This is a genomic window from Streptomyces sp. MMCC 100 (genome assembly GCF_041538145.2).
GTDB lineage: Bacteria > Actinomycetota > Actinomycetes > Streptomycetales > Streptomycetaceae > Streptomyces.
In genome coordinates, this window is the sequence record NZ_JBGORK020000001.1 from 4,341,962 (window position 1) to 4,352,923 (window position 10,962).

Genomic DNA, 10,962 nt, shown 5'->3' on the forward strand with positions numbered 1-10,962 from the left:
GGCGCCCGGTCGGGTCGAGAACTGACCCGTGGAGCTGCCGCTGATCCCTCCGATGCTCGCCACCCCCGGCACCCTGCCGCCCGCCGCGCAGGACGCGCGCTGGGCCTACGAGACCAAGCAGGACGGCCAGCGCGTGGTGGTCTACCTGCCCGGCGACGGGAGCGTCCTGCTGCGCGCCCGCTCCGGCCAGGACATCACCGCCGCCTACCCCGAGCTGGCGCCGCTCGCCACCGCGCTCGGCGAGACCCCCGCCGTACTGGACGGCGAGGTGCTGGCCCTGGACGAACGGGGCCGCGCCGACTTCCAGTTGCTCCAGTCCCGGATGGGCCTCGCCCACGCCCCGGGCCGGGCGGCACACCGGGCGGCGAAGGTCCCCGTCCACCTGGTGCTGTTCGACGCCCTGCACCTGGCGGGCCGCTCCCTGCTGCGCACGCCCTACACCGGCCGCCGCGAGCGGCTGACGGACCTCGGCCTGAACGGGCCGTCGTGGTCGACCCCGGCCGCGCTGGTCGGCCACGGCGAACAGGCGCTGCGCGCCACCCGCGAGCACGGCCTGGAGGGGCTGGTGTGCAAGCGACTGGACTCGGTGTACGAGCCCGGGGTCCGCTCCCGGGCCTGGACCAAGATCCGCAACATGCGCAGCGAGGACGTCGTGGTCGGCGGCTGGCTGCCCGGCAAGGGACGGCTCGTCGGCCTGCCCGGTGCCGTCCTCGTCGGCCAGCGCGCCGCGGGCCGGCTGCGCTACGTCGGCGGCGTCGGCACCGGCTGGAGCGCGGGCGAGCGCGCCGAGCTGGCCGAGCTGCTGGCGGCCGCCGCGACGGACGTCTGCCCCTTCGACCCGGTGCCGCCGGTGCCGGGGGCGCGCTGGGTCGTGCCCCGGCTGGTCGGTGAGGTCCGCTACAGCACCCGGACCCGGGAGGGCATGCTGCGCCAGCCGTCCTGGCTCAGACTCCGCCCCGACCTGGCGCCCGAGGAGTCGGCCGCGGACATTCCGGACGACCTGGTGTGAGCGCGTGACGCCGGGTCAGGTGTTGGGCTGCCTTTCACCGCGGGGACACCCGGGCCCCCTTGGCGCGGGCGTGAAAAGAGGGGACCCTGAACTCCCCTTCCCCCCACAGCCGTTGGGCTGCGCCAGCCTGAGGAGGACGCGATGCCCTCGCGTACCGCCGCAACGCCCCGCCGGAGATGGCTCGCCGCACCGCTGGGTGCCCTCGCCCTCGTCGTCGCCTTTCCCGCCACCGCGTTCGCCGCCCCGCCGCCGGGGCTGCCCGGCAACGCCGACCGTCTGGAGCGGGCGTACCAGCCCGCCTTCGACTACGACACCGACGGCTGCTACCCCACCCCGGCCATCGGCGCCGACGGAGCGGTCAACGGCGGGCTGAACCCGACCGGCGCGCTCAACGGCAACTGCCGCGACGCCTCCGACCTGGACAACACCAACGGCTACTCGCGCGCCAAGTGCGACAACGGGTGGTGCGCCTACATGTACGGCCTCTACTTCGAGAAGGACCAGGCGCTGCCCGGCACGAGCCTCGGCGGACACCGGCACGACTGGGAGCACGTCGTGGTGTGGGTGAAGGACGACACCGTGCAGTACGTGTCGACGTCCAACCACGGCTCGTTCAGCGTGCACGAGCGGTCGGCCGTCCGCTTCGACGGCACCCATCCGAAGATCGTCTACCACAAGGACGGCATCAGCACCCACTGCTTCCGCCTGGCGACCTCGGGCGACGAGCCGCCGGAGAACCACAAGGGCACCTGGCAGTACCCGGCCCTGGTGGGCTGGGACGGCTACCCGGCGGGCCTGCGCGACAAGCTGAGCGCCTACGACTTCGGCAGCGCCGACTTCGGCCTCAAGGACGCCGGCTTCGCCCCCCACCTGGCCGCCGCCAAGCCCGCCGGCGTCCCCTTCGACCCGTACGCGTGAGACGGGGGGCGGCAACGGGCCGGTCGAGCGGACCTCGACCCGTGGACGCCCCCGCGCGCACTATCGTGTCCGCATGTCCGCCCCCGAACTGATCCGCATCGTCTCCCGCGACTCGCCCATGGCGCTGGCTCAGGTCGAGCGCGTCCGGGCCGAGTTGGCGGCCCTCCACCCCGGCGTGCGCACCGAGGTCGTACCGGTGAGGACCACCGGCGACAAGTGGCTCGGGGACCTGTCGCAGGTGGAGGGCAAGGGCGCGTTCACCAAGGAGGTCGACGCCGCGCTGCTGTCGGGCGAGGCCGATCTCGCGGTGCACTGCGTCAAGGACGTGCCCGCCGACCGGCCGCTGCCCGCCGGCACGGTGTTCGCCGCGTTCCTGAAGCGGGACGACGTGCGGGACGCGCTAGTCCACCCCGACGGGCTCGCCCTGGCCGAGCTGCCGGAGGGGACGCGCGTCGGCACGTCCTCGGTGCGCCGTGTCGCCCAGCTGGCCGCCACCCACCCGCACCTGCGGTGCGTGCCGTTCCGCGGCAACGCCAACCGGCGGCTGGCGAAACTCGCCGCGGGCGAGGCGGACGCGCTGCTGCTCGCCGTCTCCGGTCTGGAGCGCATCGGCCGGGCCGACGTGATCAGCGAGGTCCTCTCCCCCGAGACGATGATGCCGCCGATCGGCGCGGGCATCCTCGCCCTGCAGTGCCGCGAGGGCGACAGCGGCCTGATCGACGCGGTGAGCGGCCTCGGGCACCCTGAAACACACCGGGAGGCGACGGCGGAGCGCACGTTCCTGCACGTCCTGCAGGGGCACTGCAACAGCCCGATCGCCGGGCACGCCCGCGTCGACCGGAGCGGGGAACTCTCGCTGCGGGCCTGCGTCTTCACCCCGGACGGCAAGACCCGGCTGAACGCCCACGAGTGCGCGGGCCGGCTCGACCCGGCGACCCTCGGCACCTCGGTCGCGGTGGCCCTGCTGCGGCAGGGCGCCCGGGAGATCATCGACGGCATCGCCCACTGAGAGCGGCATCGCCCCCTGGGAGCGGCCGCTCGGCGGGAGCGGCCGTCCGGCAGATCAGCGGGTCAGGCGGAGCCCTCCTCCGACTGGCCCCGCAGGAAGGCGCTCACCTGGTGTGCCACGCCCTCGTCCCGTGCCGTGCCGCACGGGGCGGCGCCGGCCCCGTCGGGCAGCCCGAGGGCGCCGCTCCACAGCCGGCGGTCGGCCCACTCCTCGTCCACCCTCAGCTGCACCTGGACGTCGACCAGGCTCAGGCTCGCCTCCGGGCCGGCTCCGTAGAGCACGGCGGTGGCCCGGCGCAGCGGGTACACGTCGAAGCCCTCGATGAACTGGGAGTTGCGCCAGTCGAGGAAGGCACTCTCCCCGTCGGGGCCGATCCGCACGTCGATCTGGCCGTCCTCCAGGTGGATGCCGAGCTGCCGCACGCCCCGGTTCTCGACGGTCACCCGGACCCGGAAGTACGTCAGCCCCTCGGCGGCGTCGTCACGCCCACGCGGCGGCTCGGCCGGCTCAAGACGGTGGACACGGACCCGCAGGCCGGCGTGCTCGTCGTACTCCTGCCAGTCCCCGACCACGTTCGGCTCGTACACGGTGCCCCTCTCGACCTCTCGACGCTGCTTCCTATCTGTGCGCCGATCGCACTGTCAAATGAGCGGAATGCGCTGTGGCCAGCAGCTTCGCCCCTTTTGATCGATGATCAAGCGTTGCGCAGGGACGATCCGCCGGCGCCCGTCCGCGCGATCACCCGGAGCGTGCCGCACATCACGTCCCGCGACCGGGCGGCCGTCCGGTCACCGGTACGCAGCCGTTCGAGTGGCCGTTCGGGGCATTCGCGCTCAGTATCCATATATACGAGGACTTGCCAGCACCCCTGCTGAGGGAGGTGCGCGTGATGCGTGTCGCCGGCAGAACCAAGCCCCACCCGCACGACGACGCCCCCGACACGGCCGCGGCGTTCGACCGTCTCGCCGGGCTGCCCGAGGGACCCGAGCGCAAGGCGCTGCGGGACGAACTGATCCGGGTCTGGCTGCCCATGGCGGAGCGGATCGCCGTCCGCTTCCGGGGCCGCGGCGAGAACCTGGAGGATCTGTATCAGGTGGCGGCCCTGGGCCTGGTCAAGGCCGTGGACCACTACGACCCGGAGCGCGGCCACGCCTTCGAGGCGTACGCCGTGCCGACCGTGACCGGGGAGATCAAACGGCACTTCCGCGACCACATGTGGACGCTGCACGTGCCGCGCCGGATCCAGGATCTGCGCAACCGGGTCCGCAGATCGGCGAAGGAGCTGGCGCAGACCACGCCGGGGCGTCCCCCGACCGTCGAGGAGATCGCCGAGCACGCGCAACTGACCACGGTCGAGGTGCGTACCGGCATGGAGGCCCTGGAGTGCTTCTCCGCGCTGTCACTGGAGGCGGAGATGCCCGGCACCGACGGGTACGCCCTCGGTGACGCGCTGGGCGGCCCCGATCCCGCCTTCGACGCGGTCGTGGACCGGGTGGCCGTGCGGCCCTGCCTTGAGGCGCTGCCCGAACGCGAGCGCACCATCCTCTACCTGCGCTTCTTCGGAGGGATGACGCAGAGTCGCATCGCCCAGCAGCTCGGCATCTCCCAGATGCACGTCTCCCGGCTGCTCACCGGCTGCTTCGACCGGATACGCGAGGAGATCCTGGCGGAGGCCCGCTGAACGCGGGCCGCCCCAGGCGGTCCTCCAGAGCGGCCAGGATTTCCGGCGGCATCACTCCGGTGCGCCCCCAGATGAGTACCGTTTCCGCCACATTGCGGAGTTTGATGTTCGTATGCTGGGAAACTTCCTTCAGGACGATCCACCCCTCGTCCGGCGTCACCCCGCCGAGGACGATGATCACACCGATCGCCTGGTCGACGACGGCGTGCGATACGACCGCCTCCTTGAGCTGCCGGACCTCCTCCTGCAGCCGGAATATCTGGTCCGAGTCGGAATCCGCGCCCGGGGCAGGGCCCGGGCGCACGTCGGTGGGGGGCATGGTCACCTCCGGACCCCCATCCTCGCCAGCCGTGGCGTGCCGCGCCACCGGGCCGCCCGGGGCGGGCGCGCCACCGTTTCGGCGCCATGTGCGGGGTACTCGCCAGGCGCCCGCCGCACTCCCGGCCGGACACTGGTGTGGAGCCGGTGGCTGCCGGTGGACGAGACCAGGACACGACTGCCATGAACCACGACATGACCTCCTCCGCCCGCAGGGAGGGCCTGCTGTCCACGCACTCCGTCTACGGGGCCCCCTGCTGGGTGAGTCTCACCAGCCGTGATCTGAAGGCCACCGAGGAGTTCTACTCCGCCGTGCTGGGCTGGCAGTGGCGGCCCGCCCGGCTGGGCGAGCCCTTCCGCATCGCCCTGGCCGACGGGGTGCCGGTGGCCGGGATCGCCGCCGTCGCCGCGATGTGGCAGATGGCGGTGGCCTGGACGCCGTACTTCGCCGTGCGCAGTGCCGACGAGGCCGCGTCGCGGGCGCAGGAGCGCGGCGGCACCGCCGCCGTCGGGCCGATCTCCCTGCCGCCGGGGCGGGCGGCCCTGCTCGCCGACCGGGACGGCGCGACGTTCGGGATCTGGGAGGGCGAGCTGTTCTCGGACTGGGACGCCTGGCGCACCAAGCGCCCCGCCTTCATCCGGCTGCACACCCGTGACGCCTTCGACGCGGCCATCTTCTACGGCGAGATCTTCGACTGGGCGTCGGGGCAGGGCTGCTGCGAGGTCCGGTACGAGGGTGACGAGGTGGTCCTGCGCCAGGAGGACGAGGTGGTGGCCCGCATCGAGTCGGGGGCCCTGGGAGCCGCCCCGGACCCGGCCGTGCGGCCGCACTGGCAGGTCCACTTCGCCGTCGAGGACGTCACGGCCTGCGCCCGCGCCGCGGAGCGGCACGGCGGCAGCGTGCTCTCCCTGAGCGAGGACGAGGCGGTGCTCCGGGACGCCGACGGCGCGCAGTTCACGGTGACCGCGCGCCGCCTCGGCAGCTGACCTCACCGGCTCACCGGCCGGTGCGGGACGGCCGGGAGAGCAGCACCAGGCTGCGCTGCTCGACGGTCAGCCGGGTGCCCGCCTTGTGCTCGGCCTCGTCGGGGACGCCCTCCGGGTCGGCCGTGTCGACCAGGGTCGTCCAGCGTTCGCCGTAGGTGACGTCGGGCAGCCGGAAGTCGGCCGGCTCCCAGTGGCTGTTGAGCAGCAGCAGGAAGGAGTCGTCGACGACGGCCCGGCCCCGGGGGTCGGGTTCGGCGATGGCGTCGCCGTTGAGGAACACGCCGACGATGTGCGCGTCGGAGCGCTGCCAGTCGTCGTCGGTCATCTCCCGCGCGTCCGGCCGCAGCCACACCAGGTCGGGCAGCGGCTGCTCCGCATGGGTGACCGTCTCGCCGCGGAAGTAGCGGCGCCGGCGCAGCACGGGGTGGTCGGCGCGCAGTGCGATCAGGCGCCGGGCGAAGTCGAGCAGCGCGCGCTGCTCGTCGCCGAGGCGCCAGTCGATCCAGGAGATCTCGTTGTCCTGGCAGTAGGCGTTGTTGTTGCCGCGCTGGGTGCGACCCAGTTCGTCGCCGTGGCAGATCATCGGGATGCCCTGCGAGAGCAGGAGCGTGGCCAGGAAGTTGCGCTGCTGCCGGCCGCGCAGTTCCCGGACGGCCGGGTCCTTGGTGTCGCCCTCCGCGCCGCAGTTCCAGGACCGGTTGTGGCTCTCGCCGTCCCGGTTGTTCTCGCCGTTGGCGTCGTTGTGCTTGTCGTTGTACGAGACGAGGTCGCGCAGCGTGAAGCCGTCGTGCGCGGTGACGAAGTTGACGCTGGCGCGCGGGCGGCGCCTGCTGTGCTGGTAGAGGTCGGAGGAGCCGGTCAGCCGGGAGGCGAACTCGCCGAGGGTGTGGTCCTCGCCGCGCCAGAAGTCCCGTACGGCGTCGCGGTACATGCCGTTCCACTCCGACCACAGCTGCGGGAAGTTGCCCACCTGGTAGCCGCCCTCGCCGACGTCCCAGGGCTCGGCGATCAGCTTGACGCGGCTGATCACCGGGTCCTGCTGGATGAGGTCGAAGAACGCGGACAGCCGGTCCACCTCGTGGAACTGCCGGGCCAGGGTGGCCGCGAGGTCGAAGCGGAACCCGTCGACGTGCATCTCGGTGACCCAGTACCGCAGCGAGTCCATGATGAGCTGGAGCACGTAGGGGTGGCGCATCAGCAGGCTGTTGCCGGTGCCGGTGGTGTCGTAGTAGTGCTGCCAGTCGCCGTCCACCAGGCGGTAGTACGAGGCGTTGTCGATGCCGCGGAAGGAGAGGGTGGGGCCCTTCTCGTTGCCCTCGGCGGTGTGGTTGTAGACCACGTCGAGGATCACTTCGAGGCCGGCCTCGTGCAGGGTCTTGACCATCGACTTGAACTCGCTGACCTGCTGGCCGCGCGTGCCGAGGGCGGCGTAGCCGTTGTGGGGCGCGAAGAAGCCGATGGTGTTGTAGCCCCAGTAGTTGGACAGGCCCCGGTCCTGGAGCACCCCGTCGTGGACGAACTGGTGCACCGGCATCAGCTCCACGGCCGTCACGCCGAGGGACGTCAGGTGCTCGACGACCGCCGGGTGCGCGAGGCCGGCGTAGGTGCCGCGCAGTTCCTCGGGGACGCCGGGGTGGGTGCGGCTGAGTCCGCGGACGTGGGCCTCGTAGATGACGCTCTCCGAGTAGGGGCGCCTGGGCGGTCGGTCGTCGCCCCAGTCGAAGAAGGGGTCGGTGACCACGCCGAGCATGGTGTGCCCGGCGCTGTCGCCCGGGTCCGCCTTGCCCCGGGCCCGCTCGAAGAGGGAGGCGTGGTTGTCCACCAGCCCGTCCACGGCCCGGGTGTACGGGTCGAGGAGCAGCTTCGCCGGGTTGCAGCGGTGGCCGACGGCCGGGGCCCACGGGCCGTGGACCCGGTAGCCGTAGCGCTGTCCCGGGCCGACGCCGGGCAGGTAGCAGTGCCAGACGAAGCCGTCCACGTCGGGCAGCGGGATGGTGCTGTGGTTGCCGTCGTCGTCGACGAGCACGAGGTCGACCCGCTCGGCGACCTCGCTGAACAGGGCGAAGTTGGTGCCCTGTCCGTCGTACGCGGCCCCCAGGGGGTAGGGGAGCCCGCTCCACACGGGCGCCCCCTTCCAGTTCGGCCTGGCGCGGGTCACCGGGCCTCCTCCAGCACGCCGTCGCCCGTACGTGCCCAGCCGGCCACCCGGGCCACCGGCATGATCTCACGCGGCACTTCCAGCCCCTCCTGGGTGATCGGCTCGGGATCCGTCGCGACCAGCGGGACGCGCTCGCCGGCGCGGGCGCGGCGCGAGAACCAGATGACCTTCGAACCGGTGTCGGTGGCGCAGCAGCCCCAGCCGTCGCTGTTGGCGGCGAGGTGCTGCAGACAGGTGCGCAGGTCCTGGTCGGGACGGAGCGCCTGGTCGTTGCCCCCTACGGCCGTGATGAGGTGCTGGCGGTTCCACCACATCTCGATCGACGTGTTCTTGTCGCTCGCGTGCTCGTCGATCGCCAGCAGCAGCATCTCGGCGCCCGAACAGACGGGTTCGACGAGGTTCTCCAGGTTCCAGAACCGGAGGTGAGCGGCCAGGATGCGCCTGACCTGTCCGACCCGTTCCGGGCTCACTTCCACGTCGAGGTGGTAGTAGCAGGGCACTGCGGTCTTCATCGTCGTGGCTCCTCACCGCGAGGGCTCTCGCTCCTCCACGTCCCTTGGGGGACGGGCTCCCCGATCACGAAGCGTGAGCGCTGATCGCTTCTGAGTCACTCCAGAGTGGGAGCGGTAGTCCATTCGTGCAACACGAGCAGCTCGGAGCCGGAATCCGGACGGGCGCGGGCGGCGAAAAGCAGTTGAAGATCCAACAAGACGGGCTGTCACCATCCATGCACCATGTGTGAAGAACTCGACCGTCCCTGACCCCGATCGTCCAGAACCCGATCGTCCGTACCACCGGACCGTCCGGAAGGTGACCGGCCATGCTGCTCCCCGCGAAGAGCGAAGTCGCCCGGCAGCTGCGGCATTACCGCGCCTGGGAACGCTCGATGCTGGCGTCCCCCACGGACGTCGCCGTCCGGACCACCTTCGAGGACTCCGGATACACCCTCTGCGTGCTGATGGGGAAGCGGTGCGCACGCGAGGCGGCGGACGCCGCCGAAAGGTATCTGCGGACGAACCTGCTCACCCATGCGCAGGAGCGGACGGAGCGGCTCTCCCCGACGGGGCACAAGACCCCCTCGGGTGCGGCCTGACCCGATCGGCCCAACCCAATCGGCCGGGCCCGCGCCCGGCCCCGAGCACGGCGGAGGTGAGATGCGGATGAGTGCGACCATGGGGATCGGACGTATCCCGGTCCGGGACGTCCACCCGGTGGTGGAGAACGGCAGGCGCCCGGCGAAGGCGGTGACGGGAGAGACGTTCGAGGTCACCGCGACCGTGTTCCGGGAGGGGCACGACGCGGTGGCCGCCAACGTCGTGCTGAAGGACCCCGAGGGCCGGCCGGGCCCCTGGACGCCGATGCGGGAGCTGGCCCCGGGCACCGACCGCTGGGGCGCCGAGGTCTGCCCGGGAGCACCGGGCAACTGGACGTACCGGGTGGAGGCGTGGAGCGACCCCGTCGCGACCTGGCGGCACCACGCACGGATCAAGGTCCCGGCCGGCATCGACACCGGCCTCGTCCTGGAGGAGGGGGCGGAGCTGTACCGGCGGGCCGCCGCGGGCGTGCCGGCGGACTCCGGACGGTCGGTGGTGCTGGCCGCGGCGGAGACCCTGCTCGACGACACACTGCCGGTGGCCACCCGTTTGGCGGCGGCGTTGACGCCGGAGGTGGACGCGGTCCTGGCCCGCCACCCCCTGCGGGACCTGGTCACCTCCTCCGAGCCGCTGCCCCTGCTGGTCGAGCGGGAACGCGCCCTGTACGGCGCCTGGTACGAGTTCTTCCCCCGCTCCGAAGGTGGACGCGGTCCTGGCCCGCCACCCCCTGCGGGACCTGGTCACCTCCTCCGAGCCGCTGCCCCTGCTGGTCGAGCGGGAACGCGCCCTGTACGGCGCCTGGTACGAGTTCTTCCCCCGCTCCGAGGGCACCCCCACCCAGCCCCACGGCACCTTCCGCACCGCCGCCCGCCGCCTCCCGGCGATCGCCGCGATGGGCTTCGACGTCGTCTACCTCCCCCCGATCCACCCCATCGGCACCACCCACCGCAAAGGCCGCAACAACACCCTCTCCGCCACCGGCGACGACGTCGGCGTCCCCTGGGCCATCGGCTCCCCCGAAGGCGGCCACGACACCGTCCACCCCGCCCTGGGCACCCTCGACGACTTCGACCACTTCGTCACCGAAGCCGCACGCCTGGACCTCGAAGTGGCCCTGGACTTCGCCCTCCAGTGCTCCCCCGACCACCCCTGGGTCCACAAACACCCCGAGTGGTTCCACCACCGCCCCGACGGCACCATCGCCCACGCCGAGAACCCGCCCAAGAAGTACCAGGACATCTACCCCATCGCCTTCGACACCGACCCCGACGGACTCGTCGCGGAAACGGTGCGCGTCCTGCGGCACTGGATGGACCACGGCGTGCGGATCTTCCGCGTCGACAACCCCCACACCAAACCCGTCGCCTTCTGGGAACGCGTCATCGCCGAGATCAACGGCGCCGACCCCGACGTCGTCTTCCTCGCCGAGGCCTTCACCCGCCCCGCGATGATGCACACCCTCGCCCAGGTCGGCTTCCAGCAGTCCTACACCTACTTCACCTGGCGCAACACCAAAGCCGAACTGACGGAGTACCTCACCGAACTCACGGGGGACGCCGCCTCCTACATGCGGCCCAACTTCTTCGCCAACACCCCCGACATCCTCCACGCCTACCTCCAGCACGGCCACCGCCCCGCCTTCGAGGTCCGCGCCGTCCTCGCCGCCACCCTCTCCCCCGCCTGGGGCATCTACAGCGGCTACGAACTCTGCGAGAACACCCCCCTGCGCGAAGGCAGCGAGGAATACCTCGACCCACCGCCCCGCCTTCGAGGTCCGCGCCGTCCTCG

10 protein-coding genes and 1 pseudogene are annotated in these 10,962 nt (G+C 72.1%); 7 read left to right on the plus strand and 4 right to left on the minus strand.

Annotation, left to right across the window (positions count from 1 at the left end; genetic code table 11):
* Window positions 1-28: 28 nt before the first annotated feature.
* The 3 genes from ABS735_RS20225 to hemC all read left to right on the plus strand — a co-directional run bounded on the left by ABS735_RS20225 (window position 29) and on the right by hemC (window position 2,936).
* The gene (locus ABS735_RS20225) at window positions 29-1,009 is read left to right on the plus strand and encodes an ATP-dependent DNA ligase (protein ID WP_373903000.1); all 981 of its coding nucleotides are present in this window, start codon (window positions 29-31) and stop codon (window positions 1,007-1,009) included.
* Between the two features lie 141 nt (window positions 1,010-1,150).
* The gene (locus ABS735_RS20230) at window positions 1,151-1,927 is read left to right on the plus strand and encodes an NPP1 family protein (RefSeq protein WP_373902999.1); all 777 of its coding nucleotides are present in this window, start codon (window positions 1,151-1,153) and stop codon (window positions 1,925-1,927) included.
* A gap of 73 nt (window positions 1,928-2,000) precedes the next feature.
* The gene (gene hemC / locus ABS735_RS20235) at window positions 2,001-2,936 is read left to right on the plus strand and encodes a hydroxymethylbilane synthase (protein ID WP_373902998.1); all 936 of its coding nucleotides are present in this window, start codon (window positions 2,001-2,003) and stop codon (window positions 2,934-2,936) included.
* 62 nt (window positions 2,937-2,998) lie between these two features.
* On the opposite strand, the gene ABS735_RS20240 is transcribed toward hemC, so the two are convergent.
* Window positions 2,999-3,523: a hypothetical protein gene (locus ABS735_RS20240; protein WP_373902997.1), complete on the minus strand. Its 525-nt coding sequence runs from the start codon at window positions 3,521-3,523 to the stop codon at window positions 2,999-3,001.
* Between the two features lie 302 nt (window positions 3,524-3,825).
* Here ABS735_RS20240 and ABS735_RS20245 point away from each other — a divergent pair, with 302 nt between their 5' ends.
* Window positions 3,826-4,617, plus strand: a complete 792-nt coding sequence (locus ABS735_RS20245) for a SigB/SigF/SigG family RNA polymerase sigma factor (RefSeq protein ID WP_373903415.1) — start codon at window positions 3,826-3,828, stop codon at window positions 4,615-4,617.
* On the opposite strand, the gene ABS735_RS20250 is transcribed toward ABS735_RS20245, so the two are convergent.
* Window positions 4,565-4,936 carry an ANTAR domain-containing protein gene (locus ABS735_RS20250; RefSeq protein ID WP_373902996.1) on the minus strand — a complete coding sequence of 124 codons (372 nt, stop codon included), beginning with the start codon at window positions 4,934-4,936 and terminating at the stop codon, window positions 4,565-4,567. The two genes, ABS735_RS20245 and ABS735_RS20250, sit on opposite strands and share 53 nt — an antisense overlap.
* Window positions 4,937-5,118: 182 nt before the next feature.
* Here ABS735_RS20250 and ABS735_RS20255 point away from each other — a divergent pair, with 182 nt between their 5' ends.
* The gene (locus tag ABS735_RS20255; protein ID WP_373902995.1) at window positions 5,119-5,922 is read left to right on the plus strand and encodes a VOC family protein; all 804 of its coding nucleotides are present in this window, start codon (window positions 5,119-5,121) and stop codon (window positions 5,920-5,922) included.
* A gap of 10 nt (window positions 5,923-5,932) precedes the next feature.
* Here ABS735_RS20255 and glgX read toward each other — a convergent pair whose 3' ends face one another.
* Window positions 5,933-8,080, minus strand: coding sequence for a glycogen debranching protein GlgX (glgX, locus tag ABS735_RS20260; RefSeq protein ID WP_373902994.1), 2,148 nt, complete (start codon window positions 8,078-8,080; stop codon window positions 5,933-5,935).
* A complete protein-coding gene (locus ABS735_RS20265) occupies window positions 8,077-8,592 on the minus strand; it encodes a pep a2 (RefSeq protein ID WP_373902992.1) in 516 nt (171 codons plus the stop codon). The genes glgX and ABS735_RS20265 overlap by 4 nt, the downstream gene beginning before the upstream one ends.
* 308 nt (window positions 8,593-8,900) lie before the next feature.
* Here ABS735_RS20265 and ABS735_RS20270 point away from each other — a divergent pair, with 308 nt between their 5' ends.
* Window positions 8,901-9,173, plus strand: coding sequence for a DUF5133 domain-containing protein (locus ABS735_RS20270; protein WP_373902991.1), 273 nt, complete (start codon window positions 8,901-8,903; stop codon window positions 9,171-9,173).
* A gap of 79 nt (window positions 9,174-9,252) precedes the next feature.
* Window positions 9,253-10,894, plus strand: a pseudogene (locus tag ABS735_RS20275) (maltotransferase domain-containing protein); the annotation flags it as partial.
* Window positions 10,895-10,962 lie beyond the last annotated feature (68 nt).

Coding starts and splice junctions, on each gene's coding strand:
- ABS735_RS20250 (WP_373902996.1), bottom strand. CDS start 4,936: ATGCCCCCCACCGACGTGCGCCCGGGCCCTGCCCCGGGCGCGGATTCC.
- ABS735_RS20230 (WP_373902999.1), top strand. CDS start 1,151: ATGCCCTCGCGTACCGCCGCAACGCCCCGCCGGAGATGGCTCGCCGCA.
- hemC (WP_373902998.1), top strand. CDS start 2,001: ATGTCCGCCCCCGAACTGATCCGCATCGTCTCCCGCGACTCGCCCATG.
- ABS735_RS20265 (WP_373902992.1), bottom strand. CDS start 8,592: ATGAAGACCGCAGTGCCCTGCTACTACCACCTCGACGTGGAAGTGAGC.
- ABS735_RS20245 (WP_373903415.1), top strand. CDS start 3,826: ATGCGTGTCGCCGGCAGAACCAAGCCCCACCCGCACGACGACGCCCCC.
- ABS735_RS20255 (WP_373902995.1), top strand. CDS start 5,119: ATGAACCACGACATGACCTCCTCCGCCCGCAGGGAGGGCCTGCTGTCC.
- ABS735_RS20270 (WP_373902991.1), top strand. CDS start 8,901: ATGCTGCTCCCCGCGAAGAGCGAAGTCGCCCGGCAGCTGCGGCATTAC.